A 22456-nucleotide genomic window follows, 5' to 3' on the forward strand; every position below is an offset into this window, starting at 1 on the left:
TTCCATAGAAACTTGTGTTTTTCTATACCATTTCCTCACGCATGCACAGCATGTCCTATCGCTTGTAACAATGCTTCATGAATTGCTTCTGATAACGTCGGATGTGCTGCGATAAAATCTCTCATAATATCAGCTGTTACTTCTGTATGTAACATAACCGTTCCTTGTCCAATTAGTTCTGTTGCCCGAAGGCCCACAATCGAAATTCCAATGATTTCTTGATATTTCGGTTCGACAATGACTTTCACTTTGCCAATTTGTTCTCCTAAAATAAGTGCTTTTCCATTTGCGGTAAATGGAAACTCTCCAACGAGAATATCTCCATATTGATCACGCGCTCCCTTTTCCGTTAAACCAACACTTGCAATTTCTGGCGCTGTATAGATGCACCGCGGTACTGCGTGATAATTCACTTTTGCTTCTTCACCACATGCATGTAGTCCAGCTGTAGCTCCTTCATGAAAAGCGACATGAGCAAGCTGAATTCCACCAATAATATCACCTGCTGCGTAAATATGTGGAATATTCGTCTGCATGTGCTCATTTACAGGAATCCCTTTACTTGAAAATTCTATCCCAGCTGCTTCGAGTCCTAATTCATTCACACGTGGTTTTCTACCAACTGTCACAAGAACATATTCTGGATTTAACTGGTAGGAACCATCCTTATTTTCAACCAATGCTTCCTTCTTATGATTATTCAAACCTTTTAAACTTGTTTCAGTAAAAATTCGAACACCATCACTCTCTAATTTTCCTCTTAAAATATTTGCAATATCTTCATCTTCACCAGGCAAAATTTGCGATGCCATTTCTACAATTGTTACTTTCGTTCCAAGTCTACTGTAAATACTAGCAAACTCACATCCAATGACTCCGCCACCAATGATAAGTAATGACGCTGGAATGCTTTCAAGTGACATTGCATGACTACTATTCAAAATCCATTTTCCATCGAACGGTGCAAAGGGTAATTCGGTAGGTTCTGATCCAGATGCGATAATAAATTGATTTGCATCTACAGTTTCTTTTTTATCTCCTTGTATAATTTGCAAGCGATGATCCGTTTGAAAGCGTGCTTTTCCTTCTATCACTGTAATCTTATTTTTCTTCATTAAATATTGGATACCTTGTACAAGCTGTGTAACAACTTTCTTTTTTCGATTTTGCATTTGTTGCCAATCAATTACAACATCATCTTGAGGAAGCCTTACTCCAAATTCCTTCGCATGTTTCACAATATCATGCACTTCCGCACTTTCTAACAACGATTTCGTCGGCATACATCCTACATTTAAACACGTACCGCCAAGCGCATTTTCCTCCACGAGAATAACTTCTTTCCCATTTTGAGCCGCAGTAATTGCAGCGACATATCCCGCTGGTCCTCCGCCGATTACAACTAATTTGCTCATTCTCTCACCTTCTTCTTATAAAAGAATTGTTACTGGTTCTTCTAAGTATTGTTTAATCGTACGTAAAAACGCAGCAGCCGGTGCACCGTCTAATACACGATGATCAAATGTTAAGCTTAAAGGTAGAATGCTACCTTTTTGTAATTCTTCTCCCCTGTATACAGGTACATGTTCAATAGCTCCTACACCTAAGATTCCTGTCTCAGGTGTATTAAGTACCGGTGTGAAATATTCGATTCCGTATGCCCCTAAATTACTAATTGTGAATGTCGTTCCTTGCATATCATCACTATTTAATGTACCTTCCCTTGCTTTTGAGGCAGCTACTTTAATTTCTTTAGACAATTGTACAAGCGATAAATTGTTCGCAAAGCGAATAGCTGGTACAACTAAACCCTTTTCTAATGCTACTGCCATTCCTAAATGAACATGTTCAAATTGATGAATTGTATCATCAATACACGCACTATTCATACTTTTATGTTCCTGAAGAGCTAATATAACAGCACGAGAAACAAAATCTGTAATCGTTAATTTGTTTTCATAACGTTTTTGCACACTATGAGCTAGTTGCTTATGTAGAGCAACTAAATCTGTAACGTCTACTTTCATTGTTAATGTTAATTGCGCACTGTTTTGTAAGCTAGCGTGCATACGACTCGCAATTGCTTTTCGCATACCAGTTACAGGAATTTGTTTACTTTGTTCTTGCCCTATTACTTGTGGAATTGTAGCCTTTTCTTCCACCGCTTTTAGAACATCAATCTTCGTAATTCGTCCTCCAGGTCCTGTTCCTATTAATTTCGTAATATCAAGATTTTCAGTTTTCGCAATTTTTTTAGCTACTGGGGAAATTTTAATTCTTTGTGCCGTTCCTTCTTTTGCATATGGCTCTGGGTGCTGTATATTATCTGTAGGTATTTCTATTTTAAGTGCTGGATTTTCTGGAGTAGATTGTTCTTCATGCTGCGGCACCGCTTCGTTTGCTTTACCGATATAGCAAATAACAGTACCCGGCGGGACACCCTGATCCTCTCCTACAGCTATGTCTAAAACTGTTCCATCTGCTGGCGATTCAATTTCCATTTCAATTTTTTCAGAGTTGATACTTGCGAGTGATTCACCTTTTGTCACATGATCGCCCGTTTTTATATTCCAAGCAGTGACAATTCCTTCTTTCATTGCCATTCCTAATTTCGGCATTACAACTTCTACAGCCATTGTTCTCTCTCCCTTCTCATTGTTCTGTTATACATTTAGTAATGAACGGTCTCCAATCATTTCTGACACTGCTTCAATTACTTTTTCTGGTGTTGGTAAATATAACTTTTCAAGCGGTGGTGAGAACGGAACTGGTGTATGTGGTGCTGTAATACGCTTAATTGGTGCATCTAATAAATCAAATCCTTTATCTGCAACAATTGCCGCGATATCCGTTGCAATGCTGCATCTTGGATTCGCTTCATCAATTACAAGTAAGCGGTTCGTTTTTTCAACGGATGCTAAAATTGTATCTTCATCTAATGGTGATAAAGAACGAGGGTCAATTACTTCTACTTCTAATCCTTTTTTCGTTAACTGCTCTGCCGCTTCTAATGCTGTATGAACTTGTTTACCAATTGCCACAATTGTCACATCGGAACCTTTTCGCTTAATATCTGCTTTCCCTAATGGGATTGTATAGTATTCTTCCGGAACTTCACCTTTCATGTTGTACAATGTTTTATCTTCAAAGAAGATAACTGGATCATCATCTTCAATGGCTGCTAGTAATAAACCTTTTGCATCGTATGGCGTTGACGGAACGACAACTTTAATTCCAGGAATGCTTGTAAATAACGCGTATAAACTTTGAGAATGCTGTGCTGCTGCACTGAATCCAGCTCCGTGCATTGTCCGAATTGTAACAGGCACTTTCGCTTTTCCGCCAAACATATAACGGAATTTTGCCCCTTGGTTTAACACTTGATCTAAACAGCTACCAATAAAGTCATTAAACATTAGCTCAGCAATTGGACGTAATCCTGTGGCAGCAGCAGCCATCGCAGCTCCCATATATCCCGCTTCTGAAATTGGAGTATCTAAAATACGCTCGCGACCAAACTCTTGCACAAGCCCTTTCGTAACACCAAGCACACCGCCCCATGCTTCGTCATCTTGTAAGTGATCAACTTGTGCACCACCCGCAACGTCTTCCCCCATTAAAATGATATTCTCATCACGGCGCATCGCTAATTTCATCGCTTCATTAATTGCAGTTGACATACTCTCAGTTCTAGTCATTATTCTTCACTCTCCTCTTATTTATAAGAAACATACACATCCGTTAATAATTCTTCATCAGCTGGATATGGACTCTTCTCACTAAATTCAATTGCTTTTTGCACTGCCTCATCGACTGCTCTTTCCATATTTACAAGCTCAGTTTCTGTCAGCAAGCCTTTATTGATTAAATGTTTACGGAAATTCACGATCGCATCTTTCTCGTTTAAATGTTCTTCTTTTTCTTCCGCTGTTTTATATGTTTGTGCTTCTCCTTCGAAGTGACCATAATTTCGATATGTCATACATTCAATTAAAGTTGGTCCTTCTCCATTACGCGCACGTTCAACTGCTTCTTCCGCTGCTTTATATACTGCGAGAAGATCTTTTCCATCAACGCGAACACCTGGAATATTATAAGCCTTCGCACGATCTGCAATTGATTTACAGCTAGATGCATATTCAAATGGTGTCGCTTCACCATAACCATTATTTTCAGCAACAAAAATAACAGGTAACTTCCAAATTGCTGCTAAATTCACACCCTCGTGAAAAGTTCCCTCATTATTTGCACCGTCACCAAAAAAGCAAACGCTTACATCTTTTGTCCCTTTATATTTAGCTGTTAGTGCTGATCCACATGCAAGTGGAAAACCGCCTCCTACAATACCGTTTGCACCAAGCATTCCTTTATCTAAATCAGCAATATGCATCGATCCGCCTTTTCCTTTACATAAACCAGTTGCTTTTCCGAAAAGTTCAGCCATCATACCGTCTAACTCACAACCTTTTGCAATACAATGACCATGACCTCTATGTGTACTTGTAATACTATCGCTATCTGTTAAATGGGCGCACACACCAACTGCTACTGCCTCTTCCCCGGCATATAAATGAACGAAACCTGGTAACACACCTTGCGCGAACAATTCATGTACCTTATCTTCAAATTTACGAATCTCTAACATTTTTTCGTACATCCAACGAGCTTGTTCTTGTGTCATTTCATTCCCTTTACTTTCAGTTGTTTTTAACATGTTTCAGCCCTCCTATTTTCTTGTTCAACTTTTATATAGCAAGTACCGTGCCAATTTTAAAACGTTAGAATGATAGGATTTTTCTCTTTTTAAAAGAGAAAAAAGTGGACATAATGAGACAGTTGTCTCGTTATGTCCACTTTTATACACAGTGTTAGAAAACAATAAAAATAAACGAATGTAAATACTATTTCTCCAAACTGCCACATACTGCTCGTTCATAAAAGATAAAAACAGCCCCCTTCAATACTGAAGAGAGCTGTTTCATCCTTTATATAGTAAACTTTATTTTTTCCAATTAACGATTTTGATTACCACACAACAATTATTATTGTCGACACGTATTCTCATGATTGAGTATTGTACTTTTCGGATCCTAACCAACTTTTTATATAAAACCAAACTATTAACCTGTAAAATTCTCACTTACTTCTTCGGTACCAACTCTTTTGCAGCTTCCGAATATAAATGATTTGACCAATATGATGTGCGTTATGAGTTGTTACATTTGCCAGTACCTCCCACCACTTTGCAGACATAGGAAATCCATCTACATCACTTTCAACTTTTTCTTCAGTTAATAGATTTTGCCATTGTAACAGTACCTCTAGTAGCTGCTCTCTCAAATTATCAAATGTTTGATCATCCGGAAATATAAAGCTTTTACTATTATCCCCGATGGAAGGCACGGCATTAACATGTGATTTGTTATATCTAGTTTGCCATGTTGTATTCCAATAAAATAGATGCTGTACAATTTCAGCAATACTATTACAATCTTCATTAGGTTTCCAAAACGCTTCTTCCTCAGACAAATTCTTAACTGATTCTGAGAACGGAAGGTACCAACTAGGGTCATTGGCGTTTACTAACAATTGATCAGATAAAACATCCTTGGCATGAAACAACTTCCCACACTCCTTCATACACTGCTTTAGATTTATTGCAATGAAAATCTAATACCCACTTTAAACACCCTAAATCTATATATACCGAACGCGACATATATAATATTTATTTCATTTTTCTATTTCGTTACTAGACTGATACAACCCTCTTTTTAATTCAAAGTGAGGATGACCCGTTATTACTGAAATTAGTACCTTTATTATCATACAACACATAATATTTACTGTTTCACAGATACCGAATCTATATGACCTTCTTTTTTCAAACTAACCCCAATACATAAACTAATTAAGAAACCGAGAGCCCCTAACTCATATGCCGCCGCAAAGTTCACCTTTTCAATGAGCCAACCTGCAACCCCTGACCAACCATTTGTCCTATCGCATAAAATACAGATATAAAATCAATCGCCAGCGAAACATATTTCGGCGATACTTGCTTAAAGGCCGTAAATTGAATTAACAATAAAATCCCCCATTATATTTGATAATTATTTTCAAATATAACAAATGTATGTAGAGAAACAATATCTATGCTTGGCTATATAATGTAAGAGAATAATAGATTTTCCAAAGAGAAATCGTTATGATGAAAGAAAAAAGAAAGTGAGCAAAACATGAAAAAAACCGCAATTATTACAGGTGCATCTAGTGGTTTTGGTCTTTTAACCACCCTTGAGCTTGCGAAAAAAGGTTACTTTGTTATTGCTACAATGCGTAATCTTGATAAGCAAACCAAACTATTATCTCAGGCGAATTCCTTATCCTTACAAAAAAATATCAAAATACAGCAATTAGATGTTACGGATCAAAATTCTATCAATGCATTTCAACTATTCTTAAAAGAAGTAAACCAAGTAGATCTTCTCGTCAATAACGCAGGATACGCAAGTGGCGGATTTGTAGAGGAGGTACCAATAGAAGAATATAAAAAGCAATTTGAGACAAATGTATTTGGAGCTATCTCTATTACTCAAGTTGTATTACCTTATATGCGAAAACAAAAAAGCGGTAAAATCATTAATGTAAGCAGTATTAGTGGTCAAGTAGGATTTCCTGGTTTATCCCCCTACGTTTCTTCCAAATACGCATTAGAAGGTTGGAGTGAATCTCTTCGCCTAGAGGTAAAACCATTTGGGATTGACGTTTGCTTAATCGAGCCAGGTTCCTATAATACAAACATATGGGAAGTTGGACAAGAACTTGCTGAAAATTATTCAGAAACTACATCTCCCTATAAAGAGTATATGGATAAGATACAAAATCATATTAATCATAATGACACATTCGGCAATCCAATAGATGTCGCTCAAAAGATTGTCGCGATTGCTGAAACAAAAAGGGCAACATTACGATACCCAATTGGGAAAGGTGTAAAACTGATGATGGCTGCTAAAAAGGTTCTTCCGTGGAGATTGTGGGAGTTTCTTGTTCTTAGAAGCTTTAAGAAAATGAAATGATAAGTAAAAAAACAAGAGCAGTTACACACTACTCTTGTTTTCACTCTAAAATAAATACATTACAACACTAAATGAAATTGTTAAACATATAACCCCCAAAAAAGAAATTACATATTCCTTCGATTCTTTATCATATTTCCATTCCATAAATGTTCGAAAAACTTGTAATACTATTAAAAATGCAAAGATCAAGTAACCTATATTAATATAATCAAAATTCACTATCAAAATGAAGCTAGTAATTAAGTAAATAGTAAAAATACTAATTTCCCCCCATTTATGTGCATCATTTACAGTTTTATATATAAAGCTATTTTTCCTAGGTATATGTAATTTTTTTCTTAGCACATTCTCTAAAAGAAAAAGTATGACAATGATTATTACAACTATTAAAAGTTTCCACAACACAAAATCACCCCATCTCTTGATCACGTTCAGCACCATACGGATATATTAAGGTGAAAAATATAAAACAAAATAAACAAGAAAGAAATTACATATTCTTTTGATTCCCTACCATACTTCCATTCCATCCATATACGTCATATAGTAAGAAATCCAAAATAAGTAAATATCGCATAGCCAACATTAGCATTGTCTACACTGCAAATATATAGTTGTTCCTTAGTACTAGTGATTTTTATAAACAGTAACTCATAATAATTAATTCGCCTTTACGTCCCATCCTTCTAACCCCTTTATCAATAAAACCACATTTTTTATACAAAGATTGTGCAGCTAAATTTTTAACGTTTACTGCTAATATAATTTCATTAATCTCCAAGAAATTATTTCGAATAAACGTAGGTAATATTTCCAAGGTTTGTTTTGCATAACCTTTCCCTTGATGATGAAAATCTGTTGAAAAGGCTCTAATTAAAATAGATTTTTCATTATCTGTATATGGCTTAACCCCATCGTTTTTATGTAGAACAAAAAATGTTACAAGTTCATCGTCTTTCATAACCAATATTGAGTACCGATCTGAATCCTGACTTGATAGCTTTACGCACTCTTTTGGTATACCTGTGTAATAAAGTTGTTCTTCAGTCAATGTATATTGATTAATTGCTTTTTTGAATCCTGCATTGTAAAAATGTAGTTGCATATAAACATCGCCTCCCAAAAGAGCATACCTTTCCGTTTTATGAAGTCACCATTTAACTGGTGGTTTATCTGTGATTTAATCAATTTTAATCAAGTACACTTTTAAGTAACTTTATTATCATGAGATAATATTATTTGTAAACAATATAATGAAATCCTAATTCTCTATTTAAAGTAGAAGAGTTCTCGTGAATATAGTTATTATGAGAAAATACTTCTAGCAAACAGATAAATTCATACATTGGAATAAATAGAGGAAGTATATATACTTAAATCTTAGCAGTATACTTTATAAACACCGTAGGATTTGAGGTAGTTATCTCGATATACTCGTCCTCAAATATGTATACTTTTTTATCTTCACAATGAATAAAAATCACAATCCCTTTCTCATTACATGCTTCGGAATACGTGCCATCTACTGTTATTTTTTCAAAAGAAGACAAGGGAGAACTTGCTAATCGGTATTCGAACTGCTTCATTATTCGTTTTTCTTCCGATACATGAACGATTTTCGGATCATCATCGGATAAATACTCTAATCCGATTTTTTTCGGTGTAACGAGGATTAATAGGTGTAGCGGTCCCATTTCGTTATTTATGTAACCATGTATATGATTCTTCCATCCAAATACCATTTCTCCTTTAGATGCTCGTATTGTTTTTTTATTAGAAACGTAATAGTCTAAATGACCTGACAATACAATGGCACAATCTTCTCCAAATGGATGACTATGAGGTGGTATACCTTCCTTTGATTGAAAAATAACTTCATACATCCAATACTTTTCATCTTCTGTTTTATAAATAAGATCGTTCTTTGATTGATTAATAACTGTTTTGGATAAATCGAAAACTTTCATATTGATCCTCCTTATTAATCTTTATATAACCTGTATCCTTGTGTTATCAACCTCTCTATGTGTACGGACGGGTTCTAATGTAATTATCAGATAAATACAACCACTTTGACTTATACCCATCGAAAATTCATCTCCCACTTATCGTTGAGCTACACACTTCACACGATTGAAGTGAGAGAATTCTTTTCGGAAACCTAGTTACATACTTCAAATCATGTTAAGAATATATTTTTCGAACTAGGGAATGACTGGCATGACCCTGCTGCTCGAATAAAGAAATAACTCCCTCTGGATAAATTGCTTTATCCTTCAACTCTTGTACACTTTTCCATATAAGAATAATATTTTCATGTTCTTGATGAAATAACACTTCATGCACAGACGTTATAGGCTTACACCAATGAAACAATGTACAATGGTGATGCGATTTCCCTTCTATTTCAAATATGTGCTCATTTACAATCGCTAATGCTGCCACTTGAACTTGTAAATTATATTCCTCACGTAATTCTCGAACAATTGCTTCACATGCCGATTCTCCAAATTCAATCGATCCACCTGGAAAACGATAAAATGTTTCTTTGTCATCACATTGAACAAGAACCTTATTATTTTCCTCATTTACGATAATCGCTTCTGCACGCAATAACGGCCTGTTCATTTCCTCCCCCCCTATTTTACTAATTTGAAGTTCGTATTTTCTCCGGTTGATCGCTCGGATAAGTAGCATACACACGATTATCATAATCCCAACTAATTATTGTTGCACTATCTCGTCCAAGTTGATGATGAACATGCTCTAGCACATTTTGAATACATTCTGTTAATTCCGCTTTGTTTTCGTATATATCTCTATATAAATGAATTGGATTTTCATAACGACGTTCTCCGCACTCTAATACGCCATCTGTCACCATTACAATTCTATTACTTCCTGTACGTAGTTCTCGAATACCCGAAGAATAACATGGAACGGGTAAAGAAAATGTATTCACATTCCCAACCCATTCATAAAAATGGCGTTGATTTATTGCATGCTGCCCTAGTTTATGTAGCTCTTCATGCAATACGTAAACTAGAGTGTCCCCGATAGAAAGCCACCAAATATAATTTTCTTTTCGTACACAAATCAAACAAGCTGTTTCACCTTTTACTTGCTCGCACGCCTGTTTGAACGAATGCGATTGAAAAATTGTAAGAATATGATTTTCAACTGAACGAAATGCTGTTTCAATCGGTTCTTCTAATAATTTTTTTATATTTTCATATTCATTTTGTATTGTATGTACGACTAACGCGACACTTTCTGCACTATTATGTCCATCTAATATCATCGCAAATTCCCAATCTTTATTTGACCAAACGAGAGCGCCGTCTTCATTTTTCTTTGCGCCTGCACTTCTATTTCCGCCATATCTGCCAAGTACTATATCACCATACTGCTTAACTGAGATTTCCCCTAAACACATTTCATCGCTACCAACCCATGAATATTGTCTGTTATTTGTTATATGCATACTCGTTCACCATATACGTTCGTATTCTTTCACATAATTTTTGTATTTGTTCTGCTTGTCCATGAGGTGCACCTTCCCAACTTGCTATTTTAGCCGGAGACCAAAACTCTTGCGGTGTATTTGGATAACGGGGAATGAGGTGCATATGCATATGGTTTGCTCCATTACCAGAAACGAAAGCATATATATGCTCTGCGCCCTCGCATTCTTTTAGCGCTCGGCTCACCCTACTCATAATTAGGCCGAAACCTGTTGCCTCTTCTTCAGTTAACTCAGCCAACCCTGGTGTATGTCTTTTTATATCAATCATCAAATATCCAAGGTACGTTTTTTCTTCTTCCCAATAGACATGTCCCACATACACAAAGTCATCATCATAGATTGCTCCTCCTGGTACTTGAATATTCCCTTTATGTTTTTGACAAATGAAACAGTTTTCTTCATATCCACTTTGAATCGACATAAGCTCCCCCTCTTCCTTTAATTTACATTTTATAATATCATAAAAATATAATGATAAATACTAATTTTCTGAATTCCGAATAAAAGGAGCTAGTAAAATGGAGTTAAAAGAAAAATTACTGATCGCTTCAAAAGTTTATCAATCTATTCCTATTTAGTTCGCAACTATTTCGTACTTATTCCCCCTATTTTTCATAAGTCACCTTTACACGTATATAGGCATTTACTATAGAAAGTCATCTTTTATTGAAGGAGGAAGAAATTCCATGAATCCCTACATGCATTCACATTTCAATCATCCACCTATCCCTCATCAAAACCAAGCAGTACGAACTACCCCACCACTTTCTAACGACTCTTATTATATGATGCAACGAATGACGAATCTCGAAAGTCAATTAGCAAAATTAATCTCATTAATTGAGGAAAACAACCAATTGATCAAATCAATGGAACAACAGCAAAATCAAGTTTGCGCCCCAGGTGGCGGCTCGGTAATTGTTCGTATGTAAAATACAAACACGCATCGTATGTGAAAAGCTCCATTATGATGCGTGTTTGTATTTATCCCGCTATTTGCGGGCAGTAATATTCCCACCTCAAAATTCGGCGAAAGCAAAGAAGTTAGGTGGGAGATAAACTGCCCGTAAAGGCCCGATTGGTGCGGGCTGATAATCAGTGGGGGATAAAGCCCCCCACTGATTAAAGTTTCACTTTATCCTTTTCTTTTCCTATGAAACCCTTGCGTAATCCGATCTAATACAATCGCAATAACGACAATAGCTAGTCCAGCTTCAAATCCCATTCCAATATTTACTTGCGTTACAGAACGATATACATCTACTCCAAGACCTGGTGCTCCTACAAGTGAAGCTGTAACAACCATAGATAAGGACAGCATGATGCTTTGATTTACACCGGCCATTATCGTTCCCGTTGCAAGCGGTAACTGCACTTTAAATAACTTTTGCGATGTAGTTGAACCAAATGCATTTGCAGCCTCAATTAAATCTTCCGGCACTTGTCTTATCCCTAAGTCCGTAAAACGAATCGTCGGTGGCATCGCAAAAATAACCGATGCGATAATACCAGGAACAACACCTACTCCAAAGAATGTAATCGCTGGAATTAAGTATACAAAAGCTGGCATTGTTTGCATAAAATCTAATGTTGGCCTCAATATTTTTGAAAATCGCTCATTTTGGGATGCTAAAATGCCGATTGGAATCCCAACAATGATGGAAATAATGACTGATGTAAGAACAAGCGCTACTGTTTGCATCGTTTGTCCCCAATAATTAATATTTAGAATAAATAAAAAGCCGATTAACGCAAATACCACTAAAGATATTTTCCTTGTTGTGTACCAAACGAGAAAACATACGATTATAATCATTAAAAATGCTGGAATGAATGTTAAGAAATTTGTAAGTAAATCAACAAAACCGCCAATAACATATGAAAAACCTCTAAATAGCCCTTCAAAATTCGCATATAAACTTGCAACAAATGCATCAACCCATTCACCTAAAGGAATACGCGGAATGTTATTCATCGTCATTCACCTCTTCCTCAATATTCCCTGCAAGGGCTTGAATGACACTTTCTCGCTTTATAATGCCTCTTAACCTTTTCTTTTCATCAATGACAGGTAATGGAAACTTCATCTCTGCCATTTTTGTATATGTTTCTTCCAATAATGTATCTAAATAAACATGGGAAAGATCTTTTATTAACAAATCAGCAATCGGCCATTGCTTTTGAACAGCTTTACTCGCGTCATCCGCTGTTAATATCCCTAAAAACTCGTGTTTTTTATTTACAACATATACAGTAGATACACCCGCATTTCTCATAATTTGCAGAGCTACTCGAGGGCCACGATCAATCAATAATGTTTCTGGTCTTTTTAAAATCGATTCAGCTGTAATCACTTTCCCTAAGTTCACATCCGCAACGAATTTCTCTACGAATTCATTGGCTGGACTTATCATAATTTCTTCTGGCGTACCAATTTGCACAATTTCTCCGTCTTTCATTAATGCGATACGATCCCCAATTCGAAGCGCTTCATCTAAATCATGTGTAATGAAAATAATCGTTTTTTCCATCTTATCTTGCAACTCTAACAGTTCATCTTGCATTTCTTTACGGATAAGTGGATCTAATGCGCTAAATGACTCGTCCATGAGAAGAACATCTGGATCATTTGTAAGGGCTCTTGCAATTCCAACACGCTGCTGCATACCACCACTCAATTGTCCCGGAAAGCTATCTTTATGATGATCCAATCCGACTAATTTGAGTGACTCCAAAGCTTTCGCTTCTCTTTCTTCTACCGGTACTCCTTGTATCTCTAAACCGTAGGCAACGTTTTGTATAACGGTACGATGAGGAAATAACGCAAATTTTTGGAAGACCATACTCATCTTTGTTCTTCTCACTTTCCTAAGTGCCTCTTTCCCCATTGTTGCGATATCTTCCCCATCAATGTATATGTGGCCTGCTGTTGGCTTTATAAGCTGATTGAGCATTCGAACAAGGGTTGATTTCCCGCTCCCAGACAACCCCATAATGACAAAAATTTCTCCTGTATATACTTCAAACGTTGCTTTTTTCACCCCAACGTTCATTCCTGTTTCTTTTAATATTTCTGATTTACTTTTTCCTTCTTTTAATAAGGCGATTGCTCTTTGCGGGTTTTTCCCAAATACTTTTGTTACGTTTTCAACACGTACTTTTGTATTTTCCATGCAACTACTCCTTTTCTGCCTATCTATTCACATAGTGTAACGATTTTAAACAGAAATATTACATAAAGAGGCTTTTTTTAAAATTCTTGTTTCCGTTCATAATAAGAAGGTTCACTTATAGATTTATTCCTACTAACAACACAAGCTAACATGAAATACACATTTCTATTTATGAAACGGGAGGATTCAATGAAACGAAAAATATGGCTTATAAGCATTTTGCTATTTATCAGTATGATTATGACCTCTTGTAACGCAACTAATGCCAATACAAAAGGTAAAATTAAACTTGGTGTAACAAGTTGGAAAGAGAACATTGCGACCGCAAATATGTGGAAAGTCTTGTTGGAAGAACAAGGTTATAAAGTCGAACTCATGTATTTAGAAAAAGCAGCGATTTGGACCGGTGTTGCACGCGGAGATGTAGATGCAAATTTAGAAGTATGGCTTCCAGTTACCGATAAACCATTAAACAACCGATATAAAAACGACATTGTCTTAAAATCAAAATGGTACGAAGGAACTGGGCTTGGATTAGTCGTTCCTTCTTATATGAAAGATATTAACAGTATCGAGGATTTAAATGCTCATCAAAATGAATTTGATAATAAGATTGTTGGTATTGAGCCTGGTAGTAGCCTTATGAACTTAACCGATAAAGCAATGAAAGAATATAATATAAAGTTAAAACTTGTCCAATCTTCAGAAGCAGCAATGATGAGTGAATTAAAAAAGGCTTATACGCAAAAGAAACCAATCGCTGTAACGCTTTGGAATCCACACTGGGGATTTTCAGAATTTGATTTAAAATATTTAAAAGACCCTAAGAAAGTATATGGTGAAAAAGACGACATTTATTACTCTGTACGAAAAGGGTTTGAAAAAGATTATCCAGAGATTGTGAAATATTTTGATAGATGGAAAATGAATGATGAACAGCTTGGTACTTTAATGGTGATGTTAAATAAAACGAAGGATCCTGAAGAAGCTGCACGAAAATGGATTGAAAAGAACCAAGCTTTAGTAGATCAGTGGATAAAAGGTTAATGTACTTATCACAAAAACAAGCCAGAGAACATAATGTTCACTGGCTTGTTTTACATTATTTCTTTTCAATAACAGCATCAACAATACCATAAGCCTTTGCTTCTTCAGCCGTCATAAAGTAATCTCTTTCCGTATCCTCCGCTACTTTTTCAATCGGCTGACCTGTTCGATCTGATATGATTTTGTTAATATCGTGTTTTAACTTTAATATTCGTTTTGCGGTTATTTCAATCTCTGTTGCTTGCCCTTTCACTCCGCCAAGTGGCTGATGAATCATGATTTCACTATTTGGAAGAGCAAATCTTTTTCCTTTTGCTCCAGCGAGTAATAATAGTGCTCCAAATGAAGCCGCGAATCCCATGCAAAGTGTTTGGACGTCTGGCTTAATGAGGTTCATCGTATCTAAGATGGCAAACCCGGCTGTTGTTGATCCACCTGGGCTATTGATATAAAGAAAAATATCTTTTTCCGCATCTTCCGCTTCTAAAAATAATAACTGCGCCACGATACTACTTGCTACTTGATCATTAATTTCTGATCCAATCATGACAATACGATCTTTTAACAACCTTGAATATATATCATAGGAGCGTTCTCCTAATTTTGTTTGCTCTACAACATAAGGAATTGCATTCATAAAAAATCCCTCCATCTACTTTTTAAGCCGCACATAGCATATAACCGTAAGAAGAAGATTTTTTTGTATTGAATAATAGCGTAGGCTGTTTAGATGATAGTTGTGTAAAGTCAATTGTTGGAAGAAGTTTTGTTAACAATTGTGGTCTTTGTTCACGAATAGCTGTTACAATTACTTCAACATCGTCATTCTGCCCGACTAATTCAATCTCCTCTTCTTCGCTTACCGTTTTCAATCTATTTCTACTACGAAACAACGAAGCCTTCACTGCGCCTTCTGAGATTGAACATATTTCTGCAATATCAGATAGGCTGTATTGAAACACATCTTTTAATAAGAAGATAACGGATTGCTGTACATTTAATAAAGACAACACTTTCTCCACCATCTCATGCAAATCAGTAATGTTTTCATGTGGTTCTTCAAACGCCATATCCTGCTCTAGTTTCTTCTTAGCTGATTTTGCTTTCATTTGATCGAGCCATTGATTTCGAGCAATCTTATATAAAAGTGTAATACAAACCTCTTTATGTTCTGCACCTATATATTTTTGAAGTACTTTACAAACTGTTTCTTGGGCAAGGTCTTCACCATCCCATTTGCTTTTTGTTAAAAACGTACAGTACCTTTTTAACTCTGCATAATTTTCAATTAAAAAGTTTATATTTGAATGATTCATATCGATATGATTTCTTAACATTTGAGTTACTTTTGTGCACAAAATAACCACTCCTTTTCAGCGCTTACTTAATTAACGATTGAACCAATGAAAAAGTTACGGGGCAAATAAAAAAATTTAATGTTTATGTTTGTAATTGTGCGGTCATAAATATGTTATGTAGAATTTTACACGAGGAGGCTGTAATATGCCAAAATTAACTGTTCTAGGTAGTGGAACATTTGATGTAAAGACAGGAATAAAATTAGTACTAGCGCTTGAAGATAATGGTATTCATATTCTTCATCGCTGCGGCGGGAAAGCACGGTGCACTACTTGCCGCGTTGAAATTGTAGATGGAGATTTTTGCGAACCAACACATGTTGAAAAAAATGCGATTACTGAAAAAGGAATTGAAGATCATTTACGATTGTCATGTCAAATGCATGTACATACAGACCTCACTGTTCGTCCAATATTAACAGTTGAAAATTCCGGATTAGATGCGGGACCACGACCAGCGGAATGAAGAGGAAAAACGATGACAAATTTAAAACGCAAAGTTGGTGAATATGCTGCTGATTTTATAAAAGATGGGATGAAAATCGGCCTTGGAACGGGTTCCACTGTATATTGGACGATACAAAAATTAGGGCAGCTAATCAGCGAGGGTTTAACGATTCAAGCTGTAGCAACTTCAATAGAAACTGAGAAATTAGCAGAGCAACTTTCTATCCCTTTAATTTCTTTAAGTGACGTTGATTACCTTGATCTCACGATTGATGGTGCAGACGAAATCAATCCCGATTTACACGTAATTAAAGGAGGTGGCGGTGCTCTTCTACGTGAAAAAATAGTCGCTACTTCATCCAAAAAACTCATTATAATCGCAGATGAATCAAAACTTGTAAAAGATTTAGGTACCTTTCCTCTTCCAATTGAAATCGTACCGTTCGCTTGGGAGCAAACCGCAAAACGAATTCAATCATTAGGTTGCCAGACAATTTTACGTATCCAAAACAATCAAGCATTTATAACAGACAATGGCAATATGATCTTAGATTGTGTTTTCCAAAACCGAATAAAGAATCCAATCGACACTCATCAACAGCTAAAAATGCTAACAGGAGTAATAGAAACAGGTCTATTTATTAATATGGTAGATAAAGCGATTCTTGCCACTGAAAAAGGAATAAAGGAATTATGATTAAAAGGCTGACTTTCATTGCATATGTAACGTCAGCTTTTCTTTTTTGTATTGATAAGTTCGTTCTCTCTCTTGAAAAATAAATAAGAGAGACCATTGTCCCTCCTTTCTTTAAAAATATAATTGCCCTCATAACGTTCCTTTAATAATCAAACCTAATACTCCTGTTAAGACTGCACCTACAATAATCCGCAAAATCCAAGTTGTATTCATATTAATTCTTTCTAATTGTTTATTAATTGTAGCTATATCCTTCTCATTTATAATAACGCGTGTTTCTAAAATTCGAATATCTTTTGTCAGCTCTTTTACTGTTACTTTTAAATCATCCATTTCTTCATTCAAATCGTGAATCTCTTCATCTGAACTTTTCACACTCTCACATCCTTTAAATAAAGTGAAACTTTAATCAGTGGGGTTTTTCTTCAGCCCCACTGATTCTCAGCTCTCACCAATCGAACTTTTACGGGATAAAAATTTATCTCTATATAATATATGAGACAAATCTTTCAAAGTGAGTGTGTATACCGATACATTTCTATTAAAAATATTAGTAAATAATAAAGTAAGCTCCCCTTTATGAAATCCAAAGCCTTTTATATTTTTCGAAATGTTAATTCACAAAGCATACCAATCCCCACTCCAATTGTATACGCCAATACATCACTCCATAAAAAGCCATATCCTAACACAAGCCCACCTAAAGTCGTTGCCCGTATACTATCAATCCATTCCGCATGATATAATTGACTCATTTCAATTCCATAACAAAATAGTAGGCTCAGTAAAGCAACTTTTTTTGTCTCCATTTTATGAAAAAGGAATCCAAATCCAATGAAAACCATGAGTGCCCAAAGTGCATCTCCTAAATAGGAATTTAATAAATCTGGTAAAACATACGCGAATTTTCTTGACCCTAATCCTAAGATAATTACTGTCATCGTTAATACCGCATACAGCAGTCTATTTCGTCTATAACTCCTAACCCTATTACATACATTTTTCATAAATATGAAGCTCTCCTCCGCTAGTTAAAACATGGTTCCATGTTTCTAATACATCATCTCGTTTTTGACATTGATATGAATTGAACATCGTTTGTCCATTTTTATTAAATGCGATCTCATCACTTAACATGTAACATGCATGAACAGCTTGACCATTCATTTCCCACACAAGAATATTACTTCTATGTATATCAACTGTGCACTTTCTTTTATAGTTGTTTTTCTTTAGCTCCTTATAAAACTCTTCTGGAAGTACCCACTTATTCAAAAAATGTTCCGCAGCTAATGGTGCTTGCTGAATACTTGCTGCTACAGCTCCTAAGCAATTAGGACCGTTTACTCCTACAAAAGTATTAAAATATCGAGAAATATACGGATACTCTTTATGAAACGATTGATATTCTACCAATAATGATTCGTGATTCGTAAATTCTTCCGCAATACGAATTAATACCTTTATCCGCAGTGATTTAGGAAGTTTATCCCATATAAACCTTTGCAAGATAATATTTTCATGTTGATTTAATTTGTAAGGGGCAAGTAAATGTCGTAAACTCTCACCATGTAATTGCTCTAATTCAGTCAATGTAAAAATGAACCCTCTATTTACATAAACTTGCTCCAGCAATATTGCATTTCTAACTTTATCGTCTAACGTTTTAAATTCCTTATTTGAAATAACTGCTATATATCTTGCTTCTAGTACTACATTCCAGCTTAAAAATGCTGTTCGTTCATCTAACATTAATGGAACTTTTTCTCTTTTTTGAACGGGTAAATACGGAGGAATTTCTCTGAAATAAAAATAATCAGTATTTGGAACAAACTTTTCATCCCATTGCTGCAATGTATAATCTGTAATGCGATTATTTTTTACTTTGTACATATTTTCCCTTCTCTCCCTAGCTCAGCTATCCATATTGATCTCTATCCTAAAAATGGATATTCCTAGTAATCATAGCAATAGGGGATTGATTTTTCAATTCATTCAAACATATTCCCAATTACTAGAGCTGAACATAGAAATAACCCCCAAAATGAATACTTTTTAGAGGTCATTTTCTTATATATCATATAGATTCCTATAATACTTGAAAATCAGTAACAAGTGAAACGATTTCTCCCTTCTCATTCAATCCCCAATAAGAAGGATAAAAACCATCACCATAACCGGAACGGAACATAATCACATTACTTCCTGTTTCTTCACTAACTACACAGTTTCCCCAGTTATCATCATGTTCTGTTAGAATGTCATCAATTAAATCATCATACAAACTAATAAATTCGTCTCCTAGTTCTTCTTGTAGCCTATCCTCTATTTCTTCTAATTTATCAATGGCTTCCACATCTGCAAAACATCCTAGACCTGTATCGACCGGGTAACCAAAAATATATCCTTCCTCTAGCTCATCTACATTCTGCTCTGGTTTTGTTGCCATCTTCCACTCAGTCACTTTCGATTCCGTTAACTTCAATTCAGCGCCCACAATTAAGCCGTCATTCCACCAAGCAACAACTGAATATGTACCGGGCTGAATTGTATGCTCAAAAGGAGTATGATGAAAAATAAGAGGATCGCAAGCAACAACTTTCCCTGAAGTAACTTTTAAGTGCTCTAATACTTCAAGACGTAAAACCTCACTATTCGGTTTAGATAATTCATGTAATAGTTTTGACATCATATTTCTCTTCCTTTCACTCTCTTATTTATTTACGTTTTATTTCAACCAAGTTTGAATATAAGGACTAAAATATTTACCAATTTTCTCAACTTCAGTCATGATGCGACTGATTCCAATCTCAGTTGAAAACCAGTTTTCCTTTGTTATTCCATACCGGTCCACTACTGGTGCGACAAAGAATTCCGTTTCTTTAGGAAATTCGGCTTGATAACATAATAATGCCCGGCGAGAATGTCCTGCTTTACATACAATTATCACTTTGTTAGGATATACGCCTGTTTTATGTAAAACTTCCAACGATAAGCGTGCATTTTCCAATGTGTGTTGTGCTTTATCTTCTCTTAAAATTGCTGTTTCAGGCACTCCATGTTCAACGCCAATCTTTCTTAAAAAATCCCATTCAGTAGTTCCAACGTGGTGTTTGTATCCACCAGATGGAACTATGTATGGTGCTAAGCCCTGTTCATACAAAGAAGCAGCTTTTTCCATAAGTGGAGGATGATTAGCACCAGGGACTAGAATAACATCAGCTGGAGAAATTTCAGTTTCGACGAAAATAAAATCAGTAATGCAATCGAATGGGTAAGACATCGATTACCTCTCCCCTAAAATCTATCATTTTATTTTTTCTCTGTTAGCAAATAACATGAAAGTATTATCATTTGTCTAGGTAAGCTGATATATAAGTTCCCTAGAATTTAAGCCATGAACTCATCAATAATTTCTACCACTTCAATTTTTCCGTTAATCAAAAGCTCAGGAAGCTCGTTGTTCACATTACCTTTCCAATATTCTTTCGCTTGTTCAATTTTTAAAGAGAACGGTGCACCATCTTCTTTTGGTAAAAGGTTTCCGTAACCTTCAAAGGAACTTCCAACCACTCGAAGTTTAACAATCTGTAATACATTTCGATTGTAAGAATCAAATAACTCTTTCCATTTCAAAACATCTTCATAGCTTTTTGCTGCATATAAGCAAGACAACCTTGAAGGATAATTAGGATATTCTTGTAATCTAACCATTTCAACTATCACTTCTCTAATAGCTCGGATTGTTTGATCTACATACTTCATAGCTACTTCAGTATTTTCTTTATTCATGGTTAAACCTTCATTTGCATCATGACCTTGTAAAATCTGAAAAAAATCTTCACCTTTAGAATTCAATTGTTCGCTCTCAAAAAAGAAGTGATATAAAGTATTATTTTGGTTCTTGTCAAAGTTAATAATCTGACCAATACTCATTTTTTTCCTAGTAACGATATGATAAACATATAATTCGTTCTCTTTCATATTCTGGCTCCTATTGTTCTTAATCAAATTAACTTCTCCAACAGTTAATTTATATAATATAATTATAAAAAATTCATAAACATTTCTCTAAAAAGTGCTGACTATAGCCTTTCGGATGATCGTCCACTACCCCAAACTCCCTGTAGCCGTGCTTCTTATAAAATTCAGGTGCTTGAAAACTAAATGAGTCTAGTAGTATTAGTCTACACCCTTTCTCTTTCGCAATTCCTTCGATTTTATGTAACAATTGACTGCCATATCCCCCGTGACGTACTGACTGATCTACCCATAAGAAATCTATATGAAGGTGATGAAAATACATCGTTCCTGTAATGCCACCAAGTATTTTTTCCTCATCATCTCTTAATAGGAATTCTACATGTTCCATCGGTTGCTTTACTTCATCTGGTAAAATGGACATATTATATTGAATCACTTTATTTTTAATATACTCCCGTTCATTTTGCGTGCATTGCTTAGTAATTTTCATATGTAACGCCTCCATTGTACCTTTACATACATTTCATTTCTTCTCTAGCATACTCCTTATAAAGGCTTCTCAAAACTTCCATACAAAATTAATCTTTTCATACTATAGGTACACAAATTTCACATTGGTGATTATGAACCATTTCAACTACATACCTTTCGATGATTGGTCTCTCATCATCAAATTGATATCCTTGTCTTACTAGCGCTGGAAAAATATCTATCCATGCTTTCTGAACTGCTTCTGCCGTATGACTAATTTGAAAAACAGCGTATTTCCCTCCAACAATATTTCCTTTCCTTACATAGGAATCATTTACTGTATAGTCGTTTGAAACAACTATGCACGCATCATAACGACAGTTTTCCGGTTTAGTCGTTTCAGGATGATCCTGAGCAATTCCAATAATGATAGAATCATCCTGAAATAAATGATTACATGTTGCCCATTCTTTTAATTTTTCCATCGCCAGTACATTTTCCACCCCATAAGGACCAATCTGCCTTATATAAGCAATCTGATATGCTGGAACCGTTTCAATTCTAATATCCATGATTTGTTTGCCCCCTTTAAAGAATAATTAACTTGTTCATTACAAGACTACTACGATATAAAATAGAATTCACATCTTTTTTTAAAATTTTTGAAT

Annotated in this window: 29 protein-coding genes; 5 read left to right on the plus strand and 24 right to left on the minus strand. The window is 35.4% G+C overall.

Annotation, left to right across the window (positions count from 1 at the left end):
- Positions 1–35 precede the first annotated feature (35 nt).
- From lpdA to CN373_RS09320, 5 genes are all read right to left on the minus strand, one after another.
- Positions 36–1415: a dihydrolipoyl dehydrogenase gene (gene lpdA, locus CN373_RS09300; RefSeq protein WP_000041205.1), complete on the minus strand. Its 1380-nt coding sequence runs from the start codon at positions 1413–1415 to the stop codon at positions 36–38.
- Positions 1416–1430: 15 nt separating this feature from the next.
- Positions 1431–2636 (minus strand): dihydrolipoamide acetyltransferase family protein, encoded by a 1206-nt coding sequence (locus CN373_RS09305; protein ID WP_000257802.1) that lies wholly within the window; start codon positions 2634–2636, stop codon positions 1431–1433.
- A 27-nt stretch (positions 2637–2663) separates the two neighbouring features.
- Positions 2664–3698, minus strand: coding sequence for an acetoin:2,6-dichlorophenolindophenol oxidoreductase subunit beta (gene acoB / locus CN373_RS09310; RefSeq protein ID WP_098359155.1), 1035 nt, complete (start codon positions 3696–3698; stop codon positions 2664–2666).
- A gap of 17 nt (positions 3699–3715) precedes the next feature.
- Positions 3716–4714 carry a thiamine pyrophosphate-dependent dehydrogenase E1 component subunit alpha gene (locus CN373_RS09315; RefSeq protein WP_098359156.1) on the minus strand — a complete coding sequence of 333 codons (999 nt, stop codon included), beginning with the start codon at positions 4712–4714 and terminating at the stop codon, positions 3716–3718.
- 422 nt (positions 4715–5136) lie between these two features.
- Positions 5137–5622, minus strand: coding sequence for a DinB family protein (locus tag CN373_RS09320; protein WP_098359157.1), 486 nt, complete (start codon positions 5620–5622; stop codon positions 5137–5139).
- A gap of 617 nt (positions 5623–6239) precedes the next feature.
- Between CN373_RS09320 and CN373_RS09325 the strand changes: the two genes are divergently transcribed.
- The gene (locus tag CN373_RS09325) at positions 6240–7082 is read left to right on the plus strand and encodes an oxidoreductase (protein WP_098359158.1); all 843 of its coding nucleotides are present in this window, start codon (positions 6240–6242) and stop codon (positions 7080–7082) included.
- A gap of 45 nt (positions 7083–7127) precedes the next feature.
- Here CN373_RS09325 and CN373_RS09330 read toward each other — a convergent pair whose 3' ends face one another.
- The 7 genes from CN373_RS09330 to CN373_RS09355 form a co-directional block, all read right to left on the minus strand.
- A complete protein-coding gene (locus tag CN373_RS09330) occupies positions 7128–7526 on the minus strand; it encodes a DUF4181 domain-containing protein (protein ID WP_235674868.1) in 399 nt (132 codons plus the stop codon).
- Positions 7517–7615: a DUF4181 domain-containing protein gene (locus CN373_RS26160; RefSeq protein WP_111901918.1), complete on the minus strand. Its 99-nt coding sequence runs from the start codon at positions 7613–7615 to the stop codon at positions 7517–7519. The genes CN373_RS09330 and CN373_RS26160 overlap by 10 nt, the downstream gene beginning before the upstream one ends.
- Before the next feature lie 107 nt (positions 7616–7722).
- The gene (locus tag CN373_RS09335) at positions 7723–8190 is read right to left on the minus strand and encodes a GNAT family N-acetyltransferase (RefSeq protein WP_001175940.1); all 468 of its coding nucleotides are present in this window, start codon (positions 8188–8190) and stop codon (positions 7723–7725) included.
- Between the two features lie 268 nt (positions 8191–8458).
- Positions 8459–9052 (minus strand): cupin domain-containing protein, encoded by a 594-nt coding sequence (locus CN373_RS09340; protein WP_000862190.1) that lies wholly within the window; start codon positions 9050–9052, stop codon positions 8459–8461.
- 217 nt (positions 9053–9269) lie between these two features.
- Entirely contained in the window at positions 9270–9713 is a 444-nt protein-coding gene (locus tag CN373_RS09345) for an NUDIX domain-containing protein (RefSeq protein ID WP_001081501.1), read from the minus strand.
- Between the two features lie 19 nt (positions 9714–9732).
- Positions 9733–10569, minus strand: a complete 837-nt coding sequence (locus CN373_RS09350) for a PP2C family serine/threonine-protein phosphatase (RefSeq protein ID WP_098359159.1) — start codon at positions 10567–10569, stop codon at positions 9733–9735.
- A complete protein-coding gene (locus CN373_RS09355; RefSeq protein ID WP_000027407.1) occupies positions 10553–11032 on the minus strand; it encodes an HIT family protein in 480 nt (159 codons plus the stop codon). The genes CN373_RS09350 and CN373_RS09355 overlap by 17 nt, the downstream gene beginning before the upstream one ends.
- 277 nt (positions 11033–11309) lie before the next feature.
- On the opposite strand from CN373_RS09355, the gene CN373_RS09360 reads away from it, so the two are divergent.
- Positions 11310–11543 (plus strand): hypothetical protein, encoded by a 234-nt coding sequence (locus CN373_RS09360; protein WP_033664708.1) that lies wholly within the window; start codon positions 11310–11312, stop codon positions 11541–11543.
- Positions 11544–11746: 203 nt separating this feature from the next.
- Here the strand turns inward: CN373_RS09360 and CN373_RS09365 are convergent, their stop codons facing one another.
- Together CN373_RS09365 and CN373_RS09370 are read right to left on the minus strand one after the other, a co-directional pair.
- Positions 11747–12586: an ABC transporter permease gene (locus CN373_RS09365; RefSeq protein ID WP_001059832.1), complete on the minus strand. Its 840-nt coding sequence runs from the start codon at positions 12584–12586 to the stop codon at positions 11747–11749.
- A complete protein-coding gene (locus CN373_RS09370) occupies positions 12579–13784 on the minus strand; it encodes a quaternary amine ABC transporter ATP-binding protein (RefSeq protein WP_000432152.1) in 1206 nt (401 codons plus the stop codon). Before CN373_RS09370 ends, CN373_RS09365 begins: the two co-directional genes overlap by 8 nt.
- A 189-nt stretch (positions 13785–13973) precedes the next feature.
- Here CN373_RS09370 and CN373_RS09375 point away from each other — a divergent pair, with 189 nt between their 5' ends.
- Positions 13974–14831 (plus strand): glycine betaine ABC transporter substrate-binding protein, encoded by an 858-nt coding sequence (locus CN373_RS09375; RefSeq protein ID WP_000823393.1) that lies wholly within the window; start codon positions 13974–13976, stop codon positions 14829–14831.
- A gap of 55 nt (positions 14832–14886) precedes the next feature.
- On the opposite strand, the gene clpP is transcribed toward CN373_RS09375, so the two are convergent.
- Together clpP and CN373_RS09385 are read right to left on the minus strand one after the other, a co-directional pair.
- Positions 14887–15468: an ATP-dependent Clp endopeptidase proteolytic subunit ClpP gene (gene clpP / locus CN373_RS09380; protein WP_000991630.1), complete on the minus strand. Its 582-nt coding sequence runs from the start codon at positions 15466–15468 to the stop codon at positions 14887–14889.
- Between the two features lie 22 nt (positions 15469–15490).
- A complete protein-coding gene (locus CN373_RS09385) occupies positions 15491–16189 on the minus strand; it encodes an RNA polymerase subunit sigma-70 (RefSeq protein ID WP_098359160.1) in 699 nt (232 codons plus the stop codon).
- 145 nt (positions 16190–16334) lie between these two features.
- On the opposite strand from CN373_RS09385, the gene CN373_RS09390 reads away from it, so the two are divergent.
- Both CN373_RS09390 and rpiA read left to right on the plus strand, forming a co-directional pair.
- Positions 16335–16655, plus strand: coding sequence for a 2Fe-2S iron-sulfur cluster-binding protein (locus CN373_RS09390; RefSeq protein ID WP_001125406.1), 321 nt, complete (start codon positions 16335–16337; stop codon positions 16653–16655).
- A 12-nt stretch (positions 16656–16667) separates the two neighbouring features.
- Positions 16668–17333: a ribose-5-phosphate isomerase RpiA gene (gene rpiA / locus CN373_RS09395; RefSeq protein ID WP_000183179.1), complete on the plus strand. Its 666-nt coding sequence runs from the start codon at positions 16668–16670 to the stop codon at positions 17331–17333.
- 129 nt (positions 17334–17462) lie between these two features.
- Here rpiA and CN373_RS09400 read toward each other — a convergent pair whose 3' ends face one another.
- The 8 genes from CN373_RS09400 to CN373_RS09435 all read right to left on the minus strand — a co-directional run bounded on the left by CN373_RS09400 (position 17463) and on the right by CN373_RS09435 (position 22360).
- Positions 17463–17666 carry a hemolysin XhlA family protein gene (locus CN373_RS09400; protein WP_425290451.1) on the minus strand — a complete coding sequence of 68 codons (204 nt, stop codon included), beginning with the start codon at positions 17664–17666 and terminating at the stop codon, positions 17463–17465.
- Positions 17667–17929: 263 nt separating this feature from the next.
- Positions 17930–18340, minus strand: coding sequence for a DUF2809 domain-containing protein (locus CN373_RS09405; RefSeq protein WP_000799853.1), 411 nt, complete (start codon positions 18338–18340; stop codon positions 17930–17932).
- Positions 18324–19226 (minus strand): hypothetical protein, encoded by a 903-nt coding sequence (locus tag CN373_RS09410; RefSeq protein WP_000278818.1) that lies wholly within the window; start codon positions 19224–19226, stop codon positions 18324–18326. Before CN373_RS09410 ends, CN373_RS09405 begins: the two co-directional genes overlap by 17 nt.
- A gap of 196 nt (positions 19227–19422) precedes the next feature.
- The gene (locus CN373_RS09415; RefSeq protein ID WP_098359161.1) at positions 19423–20022 is read right to left on the minus strand and encodes a DUF4241 domain-containing protein; all 600 of its coding nucleotides are present in this window, start codon (positions 20020–20022) and stop codon (positions 19423–19425) included.
- Between the two features lie 39 nt (positions 20023–20061).
- Complete coding sequence (locus CN373_RS09420; RefSeq protein ID WP_000121297.1) at positions 20062–20616, minus strand: YdcF family protein; 555 nt, start codon at positions 20614–20616, stop codon at positions 20062–20064.
- 107 nt (positions 20617–20723) lie between these two features.
- A complete protein-coding gene (locus CN373_RS09425; RefSeq protein ID WP_000661978.1) occupies positions 20724–21317 on the minus strand; it encodes a DUF2441 domain-containing protein in 594 nt (197 codons plus the stop codon).
- A gap of 73 nt (positions 21318–21390) precedes the next feature.
- Positions 21391–21807, minus strand: a complete 417-nt coding sequence (locus tag CN373_RS09430) for a GNAT family N-acetyltransferase (protein WP_000705122.1) — start codon at positions 21805–21807, stop codon at positions 21391–21393.
- Between the two features lie 97 nt (positions 21808–21904).
- Complete coding sequence (locus CN373_RS09435) at positions 21905–22360, minus strand: AraC family transcriptional regulator (protein ID WP_000354602.1); 456 nt, start codon at positions 22358–22360, stop codon at positions 21905–21907.
- Positions 22361–22456: the final 96 nt, after the last annotated feature.

It is taken from the genome of Bacillus cereus, from assembly GCF_002561295.1.
In the GTDB taxonomy this organism is placed as follows: domain Bacteria; phylum Bacillota; class Bacilli; order Bacillales; family Bacillaceae_G; genus Bacillus_A; species Bacillus_A cereus_S.